At 72.6% G+C, this 20,182-nt stretch carries 18 protein-coding genes; 12 read left to right on the top strand and 6 right to left on the bottom strand.

What is annotated here, in order from left to right; translation table 11 throughout:
* The coding region (locus tag BCL76_RS27055; protein WP_146228433.1) for a CbtA family protein at positions 1 to 368 on the bottom strand (368 nt) is incomplete at its 3' end.
* Positions 369 to 380: 12 nt separating this feature from the next.
* Positions 381 to 611 carry a CbtB domain-containing protein gene (locus BCL76_RS27050; protein ID WP_030730185.1) on the bottom strand — a complete coding sequence of 77 codons (231 nt, stop codon included), beginning with the start codon at positions 609 to 611 and terminating at the stop codon, positions 381 to 383.
* A gap of 365 nt (positions 612 to 976) precedes the next feature.
* On the opposite strand from BCL76_RS27050, the gene BCL76_RS27045 reads away from it, so the two are divergent.
* The 4 genes from BCL76_RS27045 (at position 977) to BCL76_RS27030 (ending at position 3,923) form a co-directional block, all read left to right on the top strand.
* The gene (locus BCL76_RS27045; RefSeq protein ID WP_375137967.1) at positions 977 to 2,248 is read left to right on the top strand and encodes an MFS transporter; all 1,272 of its coding nucleotides are present in this window, start codon (positions 977 to 979) and stop codon (positions 2,246 to 2,248) included.
* Between the two features lie 146 nt (positions 2,249 to 2,394).
* A complete protein-coding gene (locus BCL76_RS27040) occupies positions 2,395 to 2,760 on the top strand; it encodes a glyoxalase (protein ID WP_109781978.1) in 366 nt (121 codons plus the stop codon).
* A 77-nt stretch (positions 2,761 to 2,837) separates the two neighbouring features.
* Positions 2,838 to 3,479, top strand: coding sequence for an alpha-ketoglutarate-dependent dioxygenase AlkB (locus BCL76_RS27035; protein WP_109781977.1), 642 nt, complete (start codon positions 2,838 to 2,840; stop codon positions 3,477 to 3,479).
* 72 nt (positions 3,480 to 3,551) lie between these two features.
* The gene (locus BCL76_RS27030) at positions 3,552 to 3,923 is read left to right on the top strand and encodes a VOC family protein (protein ID WP_109781976.1); all 372 of its coding nucleotides are present in this window, start codon (positions 3,552 to 3,554) and stop codon (positions 3,921 to 3,923) included.
* A 27-nt stretch (positions 3,924 to 3,950) separates the two neighbouring features.
* Here the strand turns inward: BCL76_RS27030 and BCL76_RS27025 are convergent, their stop codons facing one another.
* Together BCL76_RS27025 and BCL76_RS27020 are read right to left on the bottom strand one after the other, a co-directional pair.
* Complete coding sequence (locus BCL76_RS27025) at positions 3,951 to 4,247, bottom strand: YkvA family protein (RefSeq protein ID WP_109781975.1); 297 nt, start codon at positions 4,245 to 4,247, stop codon at positions 3,951 to 3,953.
* Between the two features lie 7 nt (positions 4,248 to 4,254).
* A complete protein-coding gene (locus tag BCL76_RS27020) occupies positions 4,255 to 4,767 on the bottom strand; it encodes a MarR family winged helix-turn-helix transcriptional regulator (RefSeq protein ID WP_109781974.1) in 513 nt (170 codons plus the stop codon).
* A 122-nt stretch (positions 4,768 to 4,889) separates the two neighbouring features.
* On the opposite strand from BCL76_RS27020, the gene BCL76_RS27015 reads away from it, so the two are divergent.
* The 3 genes from BCL76_RS27015 (at position 4,890) to BCL76_RS27000 (ending at position 10,095) form a co-directional block, all read left to right on the top strand.
* On the top strand, positions 4,890 to 5,453 hold the full coding sequence (locus BCL76_RS27015) for a DoxX family membrane protein (protein WP_109781973.1): 564 nt from the start codon (positions 4,890 to 4,892) through the stop codon (positions 5,451 to 5,453).
* 238 nt (positions 5,454 to 5,691) lie between these two features.
* A complete protein-coding gene (locus tag BCL76_RS27005; protein ID WP_258309925.1) occupies positions 5,692 to 8,247 on the top strand; it encodes a discoidin domain-containing protein in 2,556 nt (851 codons plus the stop codon).
* Positions 8,248 to 8,310: 63 nt separating this feature from the next.
* A complete protein-coding gene (locus tag BCL76_RS27000) occupies positions 8,311 to 10,095 on the top strand; it encodes a glycoside hydrolase family 15 protein (RefSeq protein WP_109781972.1) in 1,785 nt (594 codons plus the stop codon).
* Between the two features lie 20 nt (positions 10,096 to 10,115).
* Here the strand turns inward: BCL76_RS27000 and BCL76_RS26995 are convergent, their stop codons facing one another.
* Positions 10,116 to 12,329, bottom strand: a complete 2,214-nt coding sequence (locus BCL76_RS26995) for a SpoIIE family protein phosphatase (protein ID WP_258309930.1) — start codon at positions 12,327 to 12,329, stop codon at positions 10,116 to 10,118.
* Positions 12,330 to 12,519: 190 nt separating this feature from the next.
* On the opposite strand from BCL76_RS26995, the gene BCL76_RS26990 reads away from it, so the two are divergent.
* Positions 12,520 to 13,257, top strand: coding sequence for a class I SAM-dependent methyltransferase (locus BCL76_RS26990; protein ID WP_109781970.1), 738 nt, complete (start codon positions 12,520 to 12,522; stop codon positions 13,255 to 13,257).
* A gap of 41 nt (positions 13,258 to 13,298) precedes the next feature.
* Here the strand turns inward: BCL76_RS26990 and BCL76_RS26985 are convergent, their stop codons facing one another.
* Complete coding sequence (locus tag BCL76_RS26985) at positions 13,299 to 14,207, bottom strand: alpha/beta hydrolase fold domain-containing protein (RefSeq protein ID WP_109781969.1); 909 nt, start codon at positions 14,205 to 14,207, stop codon at positions 13,299 to 13,301.
* A 212-nt stretch (positions 14,208 to 14,419) separates the two neighbouring features.
* Here BCL76_RS26985 and tdh point away from each other — a divergent pair, with 212 nt between their 5' ends.
* From tdh to BCL76_RS26965, 4 genes are all read left to right on the top strand, one after another.
* On the top strand, positions 14,420 to 15,448 hold the full coding sequence (gene tdh / locus BCL76_RS26980; RefSeq protein WP_030772742.1) for an L-threonine 3-dehydrogenase: 1,029 nt from the start codon (positions 14,420 to 14,422) through the stop codon (positions 15,446 to 15,448).
* A 229-nt stretch (positions 15,449 to 15,677) separates the two neighbouring features.
* Positions 15,678 to 16,886 carry a glycine C-acetyltransferase gene (locus BCL76_RS26975; RefSeq protein WP_109781968.1) on the top strand — a complete coding sequence of 403 codons (1,209 nt, stop codon included), beginning with the start codon at positions 15,678 to 15,680 and terminating at the stop codon, positions 16,884 to 16,886.
* Between the two features lie 48 nt (positions 16,887 to 16,934).
* Complete coding sequence (locus BCL76_RS26970) at positions 16,935 to 17,849, top strand: LysR family transcriptional regulator (RefSeq protein WP_109781967.1); 915 nt, start codon at positions 16,935 to 16,937, stop codon at positions 17,847 to 17,849.
* Positions 17,850 to 18,174: 325 nt separating this feature from the next.
* Positions 18,175 to 20,088 (top strand): S41 family peptidase, encoded by a 1,914-nt coding sequence (locus tag BCL76_RS26965; protein ID WP_109781966.1) that lies wholly within the window; start codon positions 18,175 to 18,177, stop codon positions 20,086 to 20,088.
* Positions 20,089 to 20,182: the final 94 nt, after the last annotated feature.

Genomic DNA, 20,182 nt, shown 5'->3' with positions numbered 1-20,182 from the left:
GCGGCCGTGGCCCGGGGGCTGAACCCGCCGACGCGGCCGAGGGCGAACGAGAACGCGAGCGAGGCGATGCCGCCCAGCGCGACCCCGTAGACCAGCACACCGGTGGCCAGGCCGAAGGTCGACTGGACCGGTCGGCTGACCAGCTCTTCCTCCTCCTCGGCGGCCTCGCCCGACGCGGCGTCACCACCGTGGCCGGCGTGACCGGCCGCGGGAGCCGCTTCCTTGGCGGCCGCCGCTTCCTCGACGGCGATGGAGCCCCGCACCGGGGGCTCACCGACCACGTAGGCGACGGCGAAGGCGAACAGTCCGGCGATCAGGCCCGCGAGCATGCCGCGGACCAGTAGTCCTCTGACGGTGGAGGCGTACATGTGCATGGCCTCTCAGTGGCAGGGGAAGCCGAGCAGATGACGACCGTCGTGCACCCACTCGTGGACGCCCTCACCGGCGAACACGGCGGTGGCGCCCTGCTCGGCACCGACGAAGTACAGGGCCACGAGCATCAGGAGACCGACGAAGAGCGCCCAGGGCAGAACCGCGCGCACAGGCAGCGGAGCCGACAGGGAGCCGGCGGCGGGGGTGGATATGGCAGCGGAAGCGATTGCCTCGGCCATGATGGAACCTCCTCGGGGAACACGCGTCCCATACGGTGGTGCAGGACGACGGTCCTCGGGTCTGACTCGCCGCGCCGCCACCCATGGGGTGTCGCCGCAGCACACAGTGGCGCGACCATGCCGGATTCACACCGGACTTCCGTCTCGCCGTCGTCGCTATGTGGAAATGTCGCCGTGACGCTACCGTGCGCAGCGCCTGCGGCCAAGACCGTGAGTCCCTGATCACACGCCTACGCTGCGGTAATACGCTTTCGGTGCGTCCCGCGCGATCGGACGTGTCCGTCAACTGGGCTGGTACGACTGCTACAATGACCCCGTCGGCCTTCGGTCTGCGTGCTCCGTGCATGCGTCCGGAGGCTTTTTTCATGCCTTCACACAAGTCCGGCAGCCCTGCCGCACCCCTGACCACGACCACCCCCGCCCCCACCCCTGCCACTGCGACCACCGGCTACCGAACCCTGCTCCGCAACAAGGAGTTCAGCGGCCTCCACCTCAGCTTCACCCTCACCGTCACCGCGAGCACTTTGTCCGGCTTCGCGCTCGGAACCCTGGTCAACGACCGGACCGGTTCGCCGTTCCTGACGGCCGTGAGCATGTACGGCGCCACGTTCGCGACGGTGCTCGGCGCGCTGACGCTGATGTCCGTCGCGGACGGGGAACGGCCCCGCCGGACCCTCCTCCTGCTCCAACTCCTCTCGCTGGTGGGCATCGCCGCCCAGGCGGTCCCGGGGCTGCCGCTCGCGGCCCGGTTCGCCCTGCTGCTGACCCTGGGCTTCTTCCAGTCCCTGGGCACGGGCACCCGGCTGGGGCTGCTCGCCGAGGTCGTGCCCGGCTCCGCCTACGCGCCCGCCCGTTCGCTGCTGAACATCACCGCGGGCGCCACGGTGATCATCGGCTACGCGGTCGGCGCCGTACTGCTGCGGTACCTGAGCCCGTACGGGATCTTCGTCCTCGCCGCGGCCCTGACCGCCCTCGGTACGGCGGTGGTGGCCGCCACCGTCCGGGAGCGCTCGATCCGGCTCACCCGCCGACCCGGGCTGCGCCGGACCTGGAGCACGAACGTCGAGCTGTTCGCCCACCCCGGCCGCCGGATGCTGCTGCTGAACCTGTGGGTCCCGAACGGGCTGATCGTCGGCTGCGAGGCGCTGTTCCTCTCCTACGACCCGGACCGGGCGGGCACCCTCCTCGCCGCGGCCTCGGCGGGCATGCTCCTCGGTGACCTGATCGTCGGCCGGCTGCTCGACGCCGACCGCCGACGCCGCCTCGCCTTCGGGCTGAGGTTGCTGCTCGCCACCCCCTTCCTGTTGTTCGCCGGCCAGCCGCCGGTCCTGCTCGCGGCCGTCGCGGTGGGCCTCGCCGGGGTCGGGTTCGCGGCCACCCTGCCGCTCCAGGAGCAGCTCCTCGAACAGACCCCCGATGCCATCCGCGGCCAGGTCCAGGGAGTCGAGTCGGCCGGCCGGATGACCTGTCAGGGGATCGGCGCCGCGATCGTCGGGGGCCTGGCCCAGTACCTCGCCCCGGGGACGGCGATGGCCGTCGCCGCCGGGGTATCGGTGGCCGTCACCCTCCTCTGCCGCCCGGCGCGCAGTCCGGAGCCCGGTGCGGCCGCCGACGGTCGGCCGCCCGAGACGACCTAGTACCGGAGTCGCCGCTGTGGCCGGGTGCGGCCGGAGAGGGGCGGATCTACCGTGGGACCACGCCTCGGGCGCGGCCGACGGCCGAGGTCTGAGGCCGGAAGTCCGAGGTTCGAGGTCCGAGGCGCGACTGGCGACGGGAGTCGGCGATGGCCGGTGAGGTTTCCTTCTTCGAGCTGGGCGTGGGGGACGACGAACGGGCCCGCACCTTCTTCGGGAGCCTGTTCGGCTGGACCTTCGAACCGGGCCCGAGCGACGGCGGCGGGTTCGCGATCCGGACGCCCAACGTCCGTGGCGGGCTGCACGGCAACGACCCGGGCGCGCGACCGTACCTCTTCTTCGAGGTCGTCGACATGGCGGCGGCGCTCGCACAGGTCCGCGTGCTCGGCGGCTCCGTCGACGACGTCGACCTGGGCGGCGGCGAGGAGTCGATCGCCCGTTTCGGGCGCTTGCAGCTGTGCCACGACGACCAGGGCACGCCCTTCGGCCTGCACCAGCCGCCCCCCGAGGGCTGACGCCGGGCCGTACGGGCGGACGCACGCACCCCGATGTATTCGTGCAGATGTTCGGTTTACGGGGTTAGGCTGGGGTCATGCACGCAGTCCAAGGCCTTCAGGGTTCCCTCTTCGACCAGGGCGACGAGATCCGGCTCGGCCCGCTCGGCGGCCTGCGGCGCACCGAGCTCGGCGCCGGGGTCGGGGCCTGGGTCGATCACCTGCCCGGCTGGCTGAGCGGCGCCGACGCGCTCTTCGAGCGGCTGGCCGCCGACGTGCCCTGGCAGGCCGAGCGGCGGCAGATGTACGAGCGGGAGGTGGAGGTGCCCCGACTGCTCGCCTTCTACGGCGCGGACGAGCCCCTGCCCCACGCCTCGCTCACCGCCGCTCGTGACGCGCTGACCCGGCACTACACCGCCGAGCTCGGCGAGCCCTTCACCACCGCCGGCCTCTGCCTGTACCGCGACGGGCGCGACAGCGTCGCGTGGCACGGGGACCGGACCGGCCGCTCGTCGACCGAGGACACGATGGTGGCCATCGTGTCCGTCGGCGACCCGCGCGACCTCGCGTTCCGGCCCCGCGGTGGCGGGGCCACCCTGCTGCGGCTGCCCCTGGGGCACGGCGACCTCGTGGTGATGGGAGGCTCCTGCCAGCGGACCATGGAGCACGCCGTACCCAAGTCGGCGCGGGCCGTGGGGCCCCGCATCAGCGTCCAGTTCCGGCCCCACGACGTCCGCTGACCTTCGGTGGCCGGGTCGCGGCCGGATTGCGGCCGGGTTGCGGCCGTCCGGTGGCGCGTGAAGGCTGGGCGCATGGACCTGGGCGCCTTCTCCGTGAGTCTGTCCGTGCGAGACCTCGACGTCTCCCGCGCGTTCTACGAGAACCTCGGATTCGCCGTCTTCGGTGGGGACCCCGAGCAGGGCTGGTTGATCCTCAAGAACGGCGACGTCGTGATCGGGCTGTTCATGGGCATGTTCGAGAAGAACATGCTGACCTTCAATCCGGGTTGGGACAGCGGCGCGAGCGCGCTCGACTCGTTCACCGACATCCGCGACATGCAGCGGCAGCTGAAGGCGCGGGGTGTGGAGTTCGTGACGGAGGTCGACGAGTCGGGTTCCGGGCCGGGCAGCTTCCTCGTCGTCGACCCGGACGGGAACCCGGTCCTCTTCGACCAGCACGTCTGACCGGGACGGCCGGGACCGCCCAGGTCCTCACGCGGCGGCGCCGGGCTCCTTCGTGGAGCGGGCGGCCCCGGCCGCCGCGTGCAGCGAGCGCAGCGCCAGCAGCAGGATGCCGATGTCGTCCAGGTACACCGGGTCCGGAATCAGGTCCACCGGCGAGACGGTGTAGATGACCGCGACCCAGAACAGGGCCTTGTCCTGCAGCGGGATCCCCGCGTCGACCAGCAGTCGCCGGGCCGCGAAGACGCGCGTCAGCAGCACGGCTGCGAAGATCGCGAGCCCCACCGCGACCAGCGTGCCCAGGGCGAGCCAGACCTTTCCGTCCATGGCGGCCCTATACCCCGATATCGGGCCGTGATACCTCGGCGGCGGCCGGATCCGTCCGGGCGGCGTCTCCACGTAGCCGGCGGCCGACCTCGCCCAGCCCGTCGGCGAGCGCGTCGAGCTGCTCGGCGGTGAGGACATCGACGAGGATCTCCCGGACCGTCGCGACGTGGCCGGGTGCGGCCTCCTCCAGCTTGGCGCTGCCGGCGTCGGTGAGGACGGCGAAGACCCCCCGGACGTCGGAGCGGCAGCTGCGGCGGCGGACCAGACCGGCCTTCTCCATCTGGGTGACCTGGTAGGTCAGACCGCTCTTGGAGTTGATCAGGCCGTTGGCGAGCTCGGTCATCCGCAGTTCGCGGCCGGGCGCGGCGGCGAGCCGTACGAGGATCTCGTACTGGGGGTGCGAGAGCCCGGACTCGTCCTTGAGCTGCTGGTCGAGGCGCCGGTTCACCAGGGCCGATGCGGCGAGAAAGCCGCTCCAGGCGCGCATCTCGCGATCGTCCAGCCATCTCGGTTCAGCCATGGCTCCAGACTACACGGGTTGTTCCAATTTGAATCAATGGTTAGGGTCGGGGCCTAGCGGTTCGAATTTGAACAACACCCCTGCCTCCCCACCGGGCCGCCCGACCGGAAGGACCCCCCTCGATGACCAGCCCCTCCGTCACCGCGACGAAGCCGCAGGCCGCCGCACCGGCCGTACCTCCCGCCGAGTCCGCCCTCTCCACCCCCGGCCACGACACCGGCCTGCTCCTCCTGCGCCTGGTCCTCGGTCTGACCATGGTGGCGCACGGTACGCAGAAGCTCTTCGGCTGGTTCGGGGGCGGCGGCATCAGTGGTACCGGTCAGTTCTTCACGGCCAGCGGCTACCCGGCCGGTGACGCCATGGCGGTCCTCGCCGGCCTCACCGAGACCCTCGGTGGTCTCGGCCTCGCCCTCGGGCTGCTCACCCCGCTCGCCGGGGCCGCTGTCGTCGGCACCCTGATCAACGCGATCGCCGTCCACGGTGCCGGCTCCTTCTTCGCCCCGAAGGGCATCGAGTACGAACTCCTGCTGACCGCGGGCGCCGCGGCACTCGCCCTCACCGGCCCCGGGCGGTATGCCGTCGACCGCTTCGTGCCCGTGCTGCGCAGCCACCGCCTGGCCTACGGCGCGCTCGCCGTCGCCCTCGGTGTGGTCCTCGCCGTCGTCATGCTCCTCGTACGCGACTAGCGGGACCGGCGGGACCGGCGGGACCGGTCGCATGGGCGGGGCCGGTGCGACCGGTGCCGCCGGCGGGTCAGGAGACCGCCGCCATCAGCGACGCCGGGTGGGCCACTGCGGCCCACCCGGCGTCGACGCCTTCCGACCGGCCATGCGGTTTTGCGCCAACTCTCTTTGATCTCAAACGAGTTGCTGCTGTGCTCACCTATCTTCAACGGGGCACATCAGCTCGCCCCAGGAGGTCAGATTGCAGTCCAGGCGCTTCCTCGCCTTTCACCGCGCGATACGCCGTTCCCACCTGCTCATCGCGCTCGGCCTCGGCTCGCTGCTGATCGGTCTGACCCCGTTGTTCGTGGTCACGAGCACGGCAGCGGCCGGCCGCGCCCCGGCACCCCGTCCCGCGCCCGTGCCCTTGGACCAGCAGGCGGCGAAACAGTCGCCGCACCACGGCATCGTCCCCGCGAACGCGATGGAGCCGACGGCTCCGATCCTCGACCGCACCGGATGGACGGCCACGGCGAGCGACGAGGAGACCGCCGGCGAGAACGGCCGCGCGGGCAACGTCCTCGACGGGAACGCCGCCACCCTCTGGCACAGCAAGTACGTCCCGACCCCCACCCCGCTGCCGCACGTCATCACCGTCGACATGCACCGCACGGCGGTGGTCTCCGCGCTCGTCTACCGTCCCCGCACCGACGGGCCCAACGGGCGGATCGGTGAATACAGCATCAGCCTCAGTGCCGACGGACTGGGCTGGGCCACCCCGGTCGCCACCGGCACGCTCGCCGACGACACCAGCCCCAAGACCCTCGGATTCGCCCCGCAGGGCGCCCGGTTCGTACGGCTGACCGCGCTCAGCGAGGCGGGCGGCCGCGGACCCTGGTCCTCCGCCGCCGAGATCGACCTGCTGGGCGACCCCGGCACCCCGGCCGCCACCGTCGACCTGTCCCGCACCGGATGGACGGCCACGGCGAGCGACGAGGAGACCGGCGGCGAGAACGGCCGGGCGGGCAACGTCCTGGACGGCAAGGACAACACCCTCTGGCACAGCAAGTACGTTCCGAGCCCCACGCCGTTGCCGCACAGCATCACCATCGACATGCACCGCACCGCGACGGTCTCGGCCCTCGTCTACCATCCCCGCTCCACCGGGCCCAACGGGCGCGTGGGCGCGTACTCCATCTCCACCAGCACCGACGGCGTCACCTTCGGCACGCCGGTGGCCACGGGCACCTGGCGCGACGACGACACCGTCAAGACCGCCACCTTCACCCGCGCCGCATCCACCCGCTTCGTCCGGCTGACCGCGACCAGCGAGGCGGGCGGCCGTGGACCCTGGTCCTCCGCCGGTGAGATCCGCCTGAGCGGGCCGTCCAGCCCGGCCGTCCACGGCTCCTGGGGCCGGATCACCGGCTTCCCGCTGGTGCCGGTGGCCACCGCCGCCCTGCCCGGCGACAAGCTGCTGGCCTGGTCCGCGTACGCCGTCGACCGCTTCGGCGGCAGCAACGGCTACACGCAGACCGCGATCCTGGACCTGAAGACGGGCAAGGTCACCCAGCGCCGCATCGACAACACCGGACACGACATGTTCTGTCCCGGCATCGCCATGCTCGCCGACGGCCGGGTCCTGGTCACCGGCGGCAGCAACGCCGAGAAGGCGAGCATCTACGACCCGGCCACCGACGCCTGGTCCGCCACCACCAGCATGAACATCGCCCGCGGCTACCAGGCCATGACCCTGCTCTCCACCGGCGAGGCCTTCGTCCTCGGCGGATCCTGGAGCGGAGCCACGGGCACCGACAAGGCCGGTGAGGTCTGGTCCCCGGACACCCGCACCTGGCGCAGCCTCCCCGGGGTGCCCGCCGCCCCGGCGCTGACGGCCGACCCGGCCGGACCGTACCGCGCCGACAACCACATGTGGCTGCACGCCACTTCGGGCGGCAAGGTGCTGCAACTGGGCCCGAGCAAGCAGATGAACTGGATCTCCACCAGTGGGCAGGGCGGCATCACCTCCGCCGGCACCCGGGCCGACAGCCAGGACGCCATGACCGGCAACGCCGTCGCCTACGACATCGGCAAACTGCTCACCCTGGGCGGCTCACCCGCCTACCAGGACACCTTCGCCACCCAGCGCGCCTACACCGTGGGCATCTCGGGCAGCCAGGTCCAGGCCGCCCGCACGGGTGACATGGAGCATGCCCGCGCCTTCAGCAACAGCGTGGTCCTGCCCGACGGCAAGGTGGCCGTCTTCGGCGGTCAGGCGTATCCGGTGCCGTTCAGCGACGCCACCTCCGTCCTGACCCCCGAGCTGTGGGACCCGGCGACCGGCACCTTCACCCCGCTCGCCACCATGGCCGTTCCGCGCAACTACCACAGCGTGGCCAACCTGCTGCCCGACGGACGGATCTTCTCCGGCGGCGGCGGTCTGTGCGGCGACTGCGCGACCAACCACGCCGACGGGGCGATCTTCACCCCGCCGTACCTGCTCAACACGGACGGCACCCCGAAGCCGCGTCCCGCCATCACCGCCGGCGTGCCCCCCAAGGCCGCGCCCGGCGCCTCGCTCACGGTGAGCACCCAGGGCCCGGTGGCGTCCTTCGTCCTGATGCGGGCCGCCGCCGCGACCCACTCCACCGACAACGACCAGCGCCGGGTCCCCGTGGTGTCCACCGCCACGGGAGGCGGCACGTACAAGGTGTCCGTGCCCGCCGACACGGGTGTGGTCCTGCCGGGCACCTACATGCTCTTCGCCCTCGACGCCCAGGGCGTACCGAGCATCGGTCAGTTCGTCACGATCTCCTGATGCCATGAGCGGTGTCCGGGGCCGAACTGATTGGCCCCGGACATTCAGGGGAATAGCGCACAAATGACGCAACCCATCGAAGACTACGCACTTATCGGCGACCTGATGACCAGCGCACTGGTCGGCCGCGACGGGTCCATCGACTGGCTGTGCCTGCCGCGCTTCGACTCGGCGGCCTGCTTCGCCAAGCTCCTCGGTGACGAGGAGAACGGCCACTGGCGCATCGCGCCCCTCGACGCCGCCGACGGCGAGCCCTGTACCCGCCGTGCCTACGTCGACGGCTCGCTCATCCTCGAATCGTACTGGGAGACCGAAACCGGGACCGTCAAGGTCACCGACTTCATGCCCCAGCGCGAGGTCGCCCCCGACGTCATCCGCATCGTCGAGGGCATCAGCGGCACGGTCCGGATGCGCAGCACCCTGCGCCTGCGCTTCGACTACGGCCACGTCGTGCCCTGGGTGCGCCGCAGCGACGGCGACCGGGTCGCCGTCGCCGGACCCGACTCCGCCTGGTTCCGCAGCGAACCCCCGGTCCGCACCTGGGGCGAGGCGAACAGCACCTGCTCCCAGTTCCCGGTCCACGCCGGCCGGCGCGTCGCCTTCGTACTGACCTGGCACCCCTCGCACCGGCCCCGCCCCGAGCCCTGCGACCCCTTCGACGCACTGGACCAGAGCCTCGCCGACTGGCGGGAGTGGACCGCGCAATGCCGCTACGAGGGCCCCTACCAGGAGGCGGTCACCCGCTCCTTGATCACCCTCAAGGCCCTCACCTACGCCCCGACCGGCGGCATCGCCGCTGCGGCCACCACTTCCCTCCCCGAGGAAATCGGCGGCGTCCGCAACTGGGACTACCGCTACTGCTGGCTCCGGGACTCCACCCTCACCCTCGGCTCGCTCCTGTCCACCGGCTTCCTCGACGAGGCCCGCGCCTGGCGCGAGTGGCTGCTGCGCGCGGTCGCGGGCGACCCCGCCGACCTCCAGATCATGTACGGCATCGGCGGCGAGCGGCGGATCCCCGAGAGCGAACTGCCCTGGCTGCGCGGCTACGCCTCCTCCGCCCCGGTCCGCGTCGGGAACGCCGCCGTCGACCAACTCCAGCTGGACGTGTACGGGGAGGTCATCGACTCCCTCCACCTCGCCAGGTCGGCCGGGCTGCCCTCCGAACGCCACGCCTGGCGCATCCAACTCGCCCTGCTCGACTTCCTCGAACGCAACTGGCAGCGCCCCGACGAGGGCCTGTGGGAGGTCCGCGGCCCCCGCCGGCACTTCGTGCACTCCAAGGTGATGGCGTGGGTCGCGGCCGACCGGGCGGTACGCACCCTGGAGAGCGACCCCTCCCTGGACGGCGAGGTGGAACGCTGGCGGACCATGCGCGACGAGGTCCACCGCGACGTGTGCGAGCGGGGCTACGACCCCGTGCGCGGCACCTTCACCCAGTACTACGGCTCCGCGGAGCTCGACGCGGCGACCCTGCTCATCCCCAGGGTCGGATTCCTGCCGCCCGACGACCCACGGGTCATCGGCACGGTCGACGCGGTGCGCGCCGAGCTCGGCAGCAGCGGACTGGTCCGCCGCTACAGCACCGCGGACGCCATGGTCGACGGGCTGCCCGGCGACGAAGGAGCCTTCCTGGCCTGCTCGTTCTGGCTGACCGACGCCCTGCACATGACGGGCCGGCGCCAGGAGGCCCGCGCCCTGTTCGAGCGGCTGCTGGCCGTACGCAACGACGTCGGCCTGCTCGCGGAGGAGTACGACCCTCTCGCCGGACGCCAACTCGGCAACTTCCCGCAGGCGTTCAGCCATGTCGGGCTGGTCAACAGCGCGCTCACCCTGGCGAGCCCGGACTGAACCGACCGACGGGACGGCCCTCAGGCGCCCCCGCCGGTACGGGAGGCCAGCAGCAGCGCGATGTCGTCCGGCCGGTCGGCGGTGCTGCCCGCCTCGCTGATCAGCCGGTCGGCGGTTTCGGTCAACGGGGACGGCCGGGCCGCCTCCAAGGCCGTCCGCAGCCGCTCCACCCCGACGTCGATGTCGAGGCCCGGCTTCTCCACCAGCCCGTCCGTGTAAAGGGCGAGGACCGAGCCAGTCGTCAGCCGCAGCTCCGTGACCGGGTACGAGGCCTCCGGATCGATGCCGAGCACCACCCCGCCCGCCAGGTCCAGCACCTCGGTCCGGCCGTCCGGGTGGCGCAGCAGCGGCTGGGGGTGCCCGGCCCGGGCCGCCATGACGGAGCCCGACGCCGGGTCGAGCAACATGTAGCAGCAGCTCGCGAACTGGCCCGGATCCAGGTCGATGAGCAGCTGGTTGGTGCCGCTCACCACCTGCTCGGGGGTGCTCCCGCTGAGCGCGAAGGCCCGTACCGCGCTGCGCAGCTGGCCCATGGTCGCCGCGGCCGCCACACCGTGGCCCTGGACATCCCCGATGACCAGGGCCAGCAGGCCGGCGCCCGTCTCGACGACGTCGTACCAGTCGCCGCCGACCTCCATGCCCTGGGTGCCGGGAAGGTAGCGGCCGACGGTGTCCACGTGCTCGCGCACCGGCAGTCGGTGCGGCAGCAGCGCCGACTGCAGACCGCGGGCGAGCGCCACCTCGTTGTCGTAGCGCCGGGCCCGGGCGAGCGCCTGCGCGATCAGACCGGCCAGCGCCGTCAGCACCGCACGTTCCTCCGGGCTGAAGCCGCGGGGCGAGTCGAAGCCGAGGATGCACGAGCCGACGGGACGTCCGGAGGCGATCAGCGGCAGGAAGGCGCGGGCGCCGACATCGGCGTCCAGCGGGATGCCCGGGTAGGCGGTGGCCAGGTGCTGCATCGACTCGAAGAACATCGGCCGGCCCGTGGTCAGAGTCTCCACGCCCGGCAGCCGGACATCGAGGGAGACCCCGTCGAACCGGTTGAGGAAGCCCTGCGGGAAACCGGTCTCCCAGGCCAGGTAGAGATGCCGTTCGTCCAGCAGGTAGATCGCCAGCTGGCGGCCGCCGAAGGCCGGCAGCAGCTCCTCGGTCACCACCGCCGACACCTGCCGGGCCGTGACCGCCTCCGTCAGCGCGATGGCGAGGGCCACCGGTCGGTACAGGGCCGAGGCCTCGTCGGCCGACACGTCGAGGTCCGGCTGCCCGTCCGCGTCCACGCCCGTGTCTGTTTCCGTGTCGGTGTCGGCGTTCGGGTCCTGCCGGGCCTGTGACTCGGGCGTGTAGGCCGGTTTCGCGGAGGTGCCCAGCGTCAGGGTCACCCCGTCGGCCGAGGGATACAGGTCCACCGACAGCCACTGCCCGGGCGCGTGCCGGCCGCGCCGGGCGGGGAAGTGCACGGGCTCGCCGGACATGAAACCGGCCCGGAAGTGGTCCTCGTAGGTGGGATGCCCGAGCCACGGCAGTGCCTCCCACAACAGCCGACCCTGCAGATGCGGCCCGTCGAGCCCGAGCAGCTCCTCCGCCGCGGTGTTCACATAGCCGATCCGGCCCTCCCGGTCCAGGGAGAGCACCGCCTGTACGAGCCGGTCCGCGGCCCTGCGGGCACCCTCGGGCCCGGCCTCGGGCGGTGGCGCCGGCACGCCCATCGGGTCGCCCTTCCACAGCACCGGCCCCCCGGCCGCCTCGAGGTCGGTGAGGTCGGCGGCCAGCCGCTCCGCGGCCCGGCGCAGCCGTTCGCGGTCCGCGGTCCCGACCGGGATCCCCGGCGTGGCCTCGCGCAGCACCACCAGCACACCGAACCGTTCCGTCCCGGCGGTCACCGGCTCGTACAGCGAGGCGAAGGGGAACGGCAGCCCGGCCATCAGCTGCGGGAAGCGGCTCATCGCCGACTCCGCGTCGGGCAGGAGCACGGCCTGCCCGGAGCGGTAGGCCTCGGCCACCGGATAGGGGCGGTTCACCTGCATCCGCCACCACGGCCGGAACAGCTGCAGCGGCAGCCCGGTGAACACGGCCAGCAACAGCAGCCCGGTGGTGGGCGAGCGCAGGTAGATCCCGCCCGCGTACCCGCCGACGGCCTCCAGCGCACTGATGACGGCCCGTACGAGCACCTGGGCCGTCGCATCGGGGGCATCGGTGGTATCGGGTGCGGGGCCGACGCTGTCCGCTCTGGCCATCACACAGCCAGGATGCGCCCTCGGCGGCGGCCCCTGCATCCCGGCCGGCCGCGACAGCGCCCGGCCGACCGCTAGGCCGACCGCTTCCCTCGTCCGGGGGACGCACGGGTGTGCGGGCCGTCCCCCGGACGTCGCCGCGGGCACGATACCCAGGCGTCACACCCCCCGGCAGGCCCCCGGAAGGCAGAGCATGCGGTTCCAGTACGACACCATCGGCGAGCGCTACGCGGAGTCCACGAGCACGGCGGCCTTCTCCGCGGCCGACACCTACACCCTGCACGGAGCCCTCGACGCGCTCGGCGGGGTGCGCGGGCTCGACGCCCTCGACCTCGCCTGCGGATACGGATACAACACGCGGCTGCTGGCCCGCGGCGGGGCCCGGCGGACCGTCGGTGTGGACGTCTCGGAGGAGATGATCCGCCAGGCCCGCGAGCACGCGGCGACCAAGGACCGGCCGGACGTCGAGTACCACGTCGCCGATGCCGCCGGCCTGCCGCACCTCGGCCCCTTCGACCTCGCGACCGCCGCGTACGTCTTCAGCTACGCGCCCGACCGCAGGTCCCTGCACGCGATGTTCCGGTCCGTCCGCGCCCACCTGCGCGCGGGCGGGCGGCTGCTGGCCATCGTCCCCAACGCGGGGGCGTTCCCCCGCGTGGACTGGTCGCCGTACGGGGTGCGCATCCTGGACCGGGTCCCGGACGGGGACGCTCCGCTGCTCAAGGCGCATTTCCTGACCGAGCCGCCGGTGCCCTTCGAATTCCGCGAATGGGCCCACGCCGACCTCGCCGAGGCCGCCGTCGAGGCGGGCTTCGTCACCGTCGGCTGGCAGCCGAACCGGACCCCGCCCGCCGACTCCGTACGCGACGAGGCGTACTGGACGGCGTACCGCGCCTGGCCGATCAGCTCACTGATGACCTGTACGGCGTAGGGGGCGGCCCGTACCGATCCGCCGCCACCGCCGTGCCCCCCTCAGAGCTCCGCCGTCGACCTGATCAGCTCGACGATCCGTTCCCGCGCCGCCCGCCCCTCCGGGACGGGCATCAGAGGGTACCCGTGCGGCAGCCCCGCCGCCTCGTGGAACTCCACCTCGGCCCCCTCCGCGCGGGCCCGGAGCAGCAGCTCCCGGCTGTCCGTGGTCAGCACGTCCCGGGTTCCGGTGAACACCGTCAGCGGCGCCAGCCCGGCGAAGCCCCCGTGCAGCGGGCTCACCCGGGGATCGTCGGCGTCCAGGGTCCCGGCGTACAACCGACCGGCCTCCAGCAGCCCCGGGCGGGCCAGCAGCGGATCGGCCGCCTCGATGGCCGCCTGGTCCGGATGGCTCATGGTCACGTCCAGCCAGGGCGAGATCAGCACGATCCGGGAGGGCTGGTCCCCGGTGCGGTCGCGCAGCCGCTGCGCGGCCGCCAGCGCCAGCCCGGCCCCGGCCGAGTCCCCGATCAGCACCGTGCCGGCGGAGCCGCCGCTCGCGATCAGCCCGCTCAGCAGGTCCGCGGCGACCGGGACGGTCCGGTCGGCGGTCCCGCGCGGAGCGAGGATGTACGCCGGTACGACGACCCGCGCCCCCGCCCGTGTGACCAGGGTCCGGATCAGCGCCCAGTGCGGGCGCTGCAGCTCGTGGACGTAGCCGCCGCCGTGCACGTACAGCACATGGGCCGTGGGCTCCGTCCCGAGCGGGGAGACGTCGTACACCGGCCAGGCTCCGACGAAGGTCCGCGAGATGTCGGCGACCCGTCCCAGCCAACGCGGCGGCAGATGGGAGGCGGGCCTGCGGGCGGACTCCGCCACCCTGGTCCGGACGGCATCCGCGCTCGCGTACCGTCTTCGCCGTCCCGCCGCGATCAGCGCCGCCGACAGCGCCCTGCTGCGCAGACTCGGCACGCCCCTCACCTCCCCTTTTCCCCCGCGCCGTCGCCGGCGCGAGCCCCTTCCCCATTACGGGAGGAGCATAGGCGTGAAGCTGTGCTGTCGACCCGCTTAAGAAAGTCTCGATGGACTGATCACCGCGCCGATCGGCAAATTGGTGCACGTCACCGCCGCCGTTCGGGCCCATCCGCCCGCGGCGTAACCTTCCGCATGCCTGGAGCCACCCCATGAAGGCACTCGTCAAGCACAAGGCAGAGCCCGGCCTGTGGCTCATGGACGTCCCCGAGCCCGAATACGGCCCCGGCGACGTGCTGATCAAGGTGCTGCGCACCGGTATCTGCGGAACGGACCTCCACATCCGCGCCTGGGACGGCTGGGCGCAGGGCGCGGTCAAGACCCCTCTCGTCCTCGGCCACGAGTTCGTCGGCGAGGTCGCGGCGCTGGGCGCGGACGTCCAGGACATCGAGGTCGGCGCGCTGGTCAGCGGCGAGGGCCACCTGGTGTGCGGCAAGTGCCGCAACTGCCTGGCCGGCCGCCGCCACCTGTGCCGCAGCACGATCGGCCTCGGGGTCGGCCGTGACGGAGCCTTCGCCGAGTACGTGGTGCTGCCCGCCCAGAACGTGTGGGTGCACCGCACCGCCGTCGACCTGGACGTCGCCGCGATCTTCGACCCCTTCGGCAACGCCGTGCACACGGCCCTGTCCTTCCCGCTGGTCGGTGAGGACGTGCTGATCACCGGCGCCGGCCCGATCGGGATCATGGCGGCGGCCGTGGCCAAGCACGCCGGCGCGCGCAGCGTGGTCATCACCGACGTCAGCCCCGAGCGGCTGGAGATCGCCCGCAAGGCGGGCGCCACCCTCGCCGTCAACGTCGCCGAGTCCTCGATCGCCGAGGCGCAGACCAAGCTCGGGCTGCGCGAGGGCTTCGACATCGGCCTGGAGATGTCCGGCCGCGCCGAAGCCATGCGCGACATGATCGACAACATGACGCACGGCGGCCGGATCGCCATGCTGGGCCTGCCGGCGCAGGAGTTCCCGGTGGACTGGGCGAAGGTGGTCACCTCGATGATCACCATCAAGGGCATCTACGGCCGTGAGATGTTCGAGACCTGGTACGCGATGACCGTGCTGCTGGAGGGCGGGCTCGACCTCAGCCCGGTCATCACCGGCCGCTACTCGCACCGCGACTTCCAGGCCGCCTTCGACGAGGCGTCGACCGCCCGCAGTGGCAAGATCATCCTGGACTGGACGGCGTAACCGCCCGCCGGACCGGCCGGGCAGGCCGGACCGGACAGGCCTCGCCGCACGAGCCGTGCCGCACGGGCCTTGCGGCACGGGCCGCCACCGGCCCCGCCGCACCGGCCGCCGCACCACCCACCGAACCATCTCCCTCGGGCCGGGCCCCGCCACCCTCCCCCCTCCGCGGGGCCCGGCCCCCTCCCTCGTCGCCCTCCGTCGCCCTCCGCCGCACAAGGAGAACCGCACCATGTTCGAGACCGTCCGCGAGGACCTGCGCGCCACCCTCGACGAGATCCGCGCCGCCGGCCTGCACAAGCCCGAGCGCGTGATCGGCACCCCGCAGAACGCGGCCGTCGCCGTCACCTCGGGCGGCGCCGCCGGCGAGGTGCTCAACTTCTGCGCCAACAACTACCTGGGGCTGGCCGACCACCCCGAGGTCGTCGCCGCCGCGAAGGAGGCGCTGGACCGCTGGGGCTACGGAATGGCCTCCGTCCGCTTCATCTGCGGCACCCAGGAGGTGCACAAGGAGCTGGAGGCGCGGCTCTCCGCCTTCCTCGGCCAGGAGGACACGATCCTCTACTCCTCCTGCTTCGACGCCAACGGCGGCGTCTTCGAGACCCTCCTCGGCGCCGAGGACGCGGTCATCTCCGACGCCCTCAACCACGCCTCGATCATCGACGGCATCCGCCTGTCCAAGGCCCGCCGCTTCCGCTACGCCAACCGCGACCTGGCCGAGCTCGAAGCCCGCCTGAAGGAAGCCACCGAGGGCGGCGCCCGCCGCAAGCTGATCGTCACCGACGGCGTCTTCTCCATGGACGGCTACGTCGCCCCGCTCGCGGAGATCTGCGACCTGGCCGACCGCTACGACGCCATGGTCATGGTCGACGACTCGCACGCCGTCGGCTTCGTCGGCCCCGGCGGTCGCGGCACCCCCGAACTGCACGGCGTCATGGACCGCGTCGACATCATCACCGGCACCCTCGGCAAGGCCCTCGGCGGCGCCTCCGGCGGCTATGTCGCCGCCCGCGCCGAGATCGTGGAGCTGCTGCGCCAGCGCTCGCGCCCGTACCTCTTCTCCAACTCCCTCGCCCCGGTCATCGCGGCCGCCTCCCTCAAGGTCCTGGACCTGCTGGAGTCCGCCGGTGACCTGCGCGAACACCTCGCCGCGAACACCGCGCTCTTCCGCACCAAGATGACCGAGGCCGGCTTCGAGGTCCTGCCCGGCGACCACGCCATCGCGCCCGTCATGATCGGCGACGCGGCGAAGGCGGCCAGGATGGCGGAGCTGCTTCTGGAGCGCGGCGTGTACGTGATCGGCTTCTCCTACCCGGTGGTGCCGATGGGCGCGGCGCGCATCCGCGTCCAGCTCTCCGCGGCCCACTCGACGGCCGACGTCGAGCGCGCGGTGGCCGCCTTCATCGACGCCCGTGCGGCCCTCGGGACCGCTGGGGCCTGAGGGAAGCACGAGGTTCGAGGGGTCGCTGCACCCTGAGACAATGGTGGGGTGATCGACCCCCGCCGGCTGCGCATCCTGCGGGCCGTGGCGGACCACCGTACGGTGACCGCCGCGGCCGCAGCCCTGTACCTCACCCCCTCCGCCGTCTCCCAGCAGCTCGCGGCGCTGGAACAGGAGACGGGCCACGCGCTGCTCACCCGCAGCGGGCGCGGCGTACGGCTCACCGCCGCCGGTGAGATCCTGCTCGGCCACGCCCACGAGGTGCTGGCTCAGCTGGAGCGGGCGGAGGCGGAACTCGCGGCGTACGCGGGCGGTTCGGCGGGCGAGGTCACCGTCGCCGCCTTCGCGACCGGCATCGCCGAAGTACTGGCCCCGGCCATCGCCCGGCTCGCGCTGGAACGGCCGGGCATCCGGCTGCGGGTCCGGGACGCCGAGGGCGACCAGAGCCTGCCGCTGCTGCTGGACGGCGAGGCGGACCTCGCGCTGGCCGTCGAGTACCGGGGCGGCCCGGGCGCCGACGACGCACGGCTGTCCGTCCTCCCGCTGTACGCGGAACCCTTCGACGCGGTCCTGCCCTCGGGGCATCCGCTGGCCGACCTCCCCGCGGTGTCGCTGGCCGAGCTCTCCGACTCGGACTGGGTGGGCCAGTACCCCGGCAACCCGTGCCACGACGTGACGCTGCTCGCCTGCGAACTGGCGGGCTTCCAACCCCGGTTCGTGCACTCCTCGGACGACTTCCGCGCGGTGACGGCCCTGGTGGGCGCGGGGGCCGGAGTGGCCCTCGTCCCGCGCTCGGCCCTGCGCGGCATGGACCTCAAAGAGGTCCAGGTCCGCCCGGTCACCGGCCCGGCGGCCACCCGCCGCGTCTTCGCGGCGACCCGCCGCGGCGGCGAGACCCACCCCCTGATCGCGCCTGTCCTGGCGGCCCTGGTCCGGGAGTCGGAGCGGCTGCCGGCCCACTAGGGTGCCGGCCCACCAGGCCGTCTCTTCCGGATCAGGCCGGGCCCGCGGGGCACGGCACCGCACCCGGCCGCGTCGTCGGGGCGACCGAGTACGTCCGGTACACGGGCGCCCCTGCCCCTGCGCCTTGCCGGGTACGGCGCCGGACGCCGCGGGTTCGGCCGCCACGATCCGAAAGAGACGGCCCGGGACCCGTCGGCGGAAGGGCGAATGGTTTCGCCACGCGACTGGACGGGTGAACTCCGGCGCGCGCTCTGTCGCGGCCGGTCATCGCGGTCGAAGACTGTGCCCCGAGCCGTCGGAGCCCCACCCCGATCACGGAGGCATCATGGGCCGATCCACCGCCGAAACCGCCCCCGAGTACCTCAGTCTCACGGCCGAACCGGTGCGTGAGCACCTGGCCGCCGCCACCCAGCTCGAAACCTTCCTGACGGGTGCGGGCACCCTCACCCTGGACCAGCGGATGCTCCTCGTCGACCAGGCGCTGGTGCTGCTGGAGCAGAACTACGTACACCTGCCCCTGAAGATCTCGATGCACGCCGTCAACCCCGTACAGCGGCTGCGCCTCGTCCGCCGGCAGCTGGAGCAGCAGACGGCGGCCACCATGCCGCCAGAGTGGATCTTCCACGCGGAGATGTCCAAGGTCTTCCACTCGGTCCGGGACCTGCACACCAACTACCAGCTGCCCGCTCCGTTCGCCGGGAAGATCGCCTTCCTGCCCTTCCTGGTGGAGGAGACCACCGACGGACCGGAGCCCCGTTTCCTGATCACCCGCGTCGTCCAGGGCTTCTCCGCGCCGGCCTTCGCGCCGGGCGTCGAGGTCACCCACTGGAGCGGCGTCCCCATCGAACAGGCCGTCGAGCTCAACGCCGCCCGGTTCGCCGGCGGCAACGCCGCGGCGCGCCGCAGCCGGGGCGTCGAGTCGCTGACGGTGCGCTCGCTCTCGGCCCATCTGCCCCCGTTCGAGGAATGGGTGACCGTCAGCTACGTCGGTACCGACGGCGTCGCCCGCGAACTGCGCGAGAACTGGCAGATCGTGGAGAACCGCCCGTCGGCGGCCGGTCCCGAGGGCGAGGCCTCGCTCGTCCTGGGCCTGGACCACGAGTCCGAGGAGGTCAGTCGGGCCAAGGTGATGCTCTTCGTCCCCCATGTCATCGAGCAGCAGCTGGCCGTGGACGCGGGGCGGTCCCCGGACACGGCGGCGGGCGAGACCGCGAGCACGATGCCGGAAGTCTTCACGGCCCGTACCGTCCAGACCCCCTCGGGCACCTTCGGCCACATCCGCATCCACACGTTCCACGTCCCCAACGCCGGTCCCTTCGTCGAGGAATTCGTCCGGCTGATCGGCGAGCTGCCGCAGAACGGCCTGATCGTCGACGTGCGCGGCAACGGCGGCGGCTCGGTCTGGGCCTCGGAACTCACCCTCCAGACCCTGACGCCCCGGCGGATCACCCCGGAACCGTTCCAGTTCATCAACACCCCCCTCAACCTGCGCATCTGCCGCAGCAACCCCAGCCTGCGGCCGTGGGTGAACTCCATGGAGCAGTCCGTCGAGACCGGCGCCACCTTCTCCGCCGCCCTGCCCCTGACCCCGGAGGACCTCGCCAACCAGATCGGCCAGCAGTACTTCGGGCCGGTCGTCCTCATCACCAACGCACGCTGCTACTCGGCGACCGACATGTTCGCGGCCGGCTTCCAGGACCACGCGATCGGCACCGTGCTCGGCACCGACGACAACACCGGCGCGGGCGGCGCCAACGTCTGGGAGCAGGGCCAGTTCATCGAGGACTTCCCGGTCACCTCCTCGCCGTACCAACCGCTGCCGAACGGAGCGGGGATGCGCGTGGCGATCCGTAGGTCCCTGCGGGTCGGCGAGCGGGCCGGTACGCCGCTGGAGGACCTCGGGGTCGTCCCGGACGAGCGCCACCGGATGACCCGCCGGGACCTGCTGGAGGGCAACGTGGACCTGATGGCACGGGCCGGCGAACTCCTTCGGGCCCAGCCCGTGCGCGAGCTGACCATCGCCGACGTCACGCGCGCCGACGGCTCGCTCCGCCTCAGCCTGAAGACGGCCAACGTCGACCGCGTGGACGTGTACCTCGACCGGCGTCCGCGCACGTCGGTGGACATCCCCGACGGCCGGGCCGACGTCACGGTACCGGGCGCCGGCGCCGCCACGTCGGTACGGGTGGACGGCTTCGCCTTGGGCGAGCTCGTCGCCAGCAGCAGCCGGCGGCTGTAGGGGACGTCCGTGGCCGACGGCAGCGGGGACGGGAGCGGGGACGGGAGCGGGGACGGGAGGGCGGCCGGGTCCCGGGGGCTCGGCCGCCCTCCCG

This window comes from Streptomyces sp. CG 926 (genome assembly GCF_003148825.1).
Classification (GTDB): Bacteria; Actinomycetota; Actinomycetes; order Streptomycetales; family Streptomycetaceae; genus Streptomyces.
This window is presented reverse-complemented; position numbering and strand designations above follow the sequence as displayed.

What these genes read in the sequence shown, in the direction of transcription:
- BCL76_RS27050 (WP_030730185.1), bottom strand. Translation starts at nt 611, where the DNA reads ATGGCCGAGGCAATCGCTTCCGCTGCCATATCCACCCCCGCCGCCGGC.
- BCL76_RS27045 (WP_375137967.1), top strand. Translation starts at nt 977, where the DNA reads ATGCCTTCACACAAGTCCGGCAGCCCTGCCGCACCCCTGACCACGACC.
- BCL76_RS27040 (WP_109781978.1), top strand. Translation starts at nt 2,395, where the DNA reads ATGGCCGGTGAGGTTTCCTTCTTCGAGCTGGGCGTGGGGGACGACGAA.
- BCL76_RS27035 (WP_109781977.1), top strand. Translation starts at nt 2,838, where the DNA reads ATGCACGCAGTCCAAGGCCTTCAGGGTTCCCTCTTCGACCAGGGCGAC.
- BCL76_RS27030 (WP_109781976.1), top strand. Translation starts at nt 3,552, where the DNA reads ATGGACCTGGGCGCCTTCTCCGTGAGTCTGTCCGTGCGAGACCTCGAC.
- BCL76_RS27025 (WP_109781975.1), bottom strand. Translation starts at nt 4,247, where the DNA reads ATGGACGGAAAGGTCTGGCTCGCCCTGGGCACGCTGGTCGCGGTGGGG.
- BCL76_RS27020 (WP_109781974.1), bottom strand. Translation starts at nt 4,767, where the DNA reads ATGGCTGAACCGAGATGGCTGGACGATCGCGAGATGCGCGCCTGGAGC.
- BCL76_RS27015 (WP_109781973.1), top strand. Translation starts at nt 4,890, where the DNA reads ATGACCAGCCCCTCCGTCACCGCGACGAAGCCGCAGGCCGCCGCACCG.
- BCL76_RS27000 (WP_109781972.1), top strand. Translation starts at nt 8,311, where the DNA reads ATGACGCAACCCATCGAAGACTACGCACTTATCGGCGACCTGATGACC.
- BCL76_RS26995 (WP_258309930.1), bottom strand. Translation starts at nt 12,329, where the DNA reads ATGGCCAGAGCGGACAGCGTCGGCCCCGCACCCGATACCACCGATGCC.
- BCL76_RS26990 (WP_109781970.1), top strand. Translation starts at nt 12,520, where the DNA reads ATGCGGTTCCAGTACGACACCATCGGCGAGCGCTACGCGGAGTCCACG.
- tdh (WP_030772742.1), top strand. Translation starts at nt 14,420, where the DNA reads ATGAAGGCACTCGTCAAGCACAAGGCAGAGCCCGGCCTGTGGCTCATG.
- BCL76_RS26975 (WP_109781968.1), top strand. Translation starts at nt 15,678, where the DNA reads ATGTTCGAGACCGTCCGCGAGGACCTGCGCGCCACCCTCGACGAGATC.
- BCL76_RS26965 (WP_109781966.1), top strand. Translation starts at nt 18,175, where the DNA reads ATGGGCCGATCCACCGCCGAAACCGCCCCCGAGTACCTCAGTCTCACG.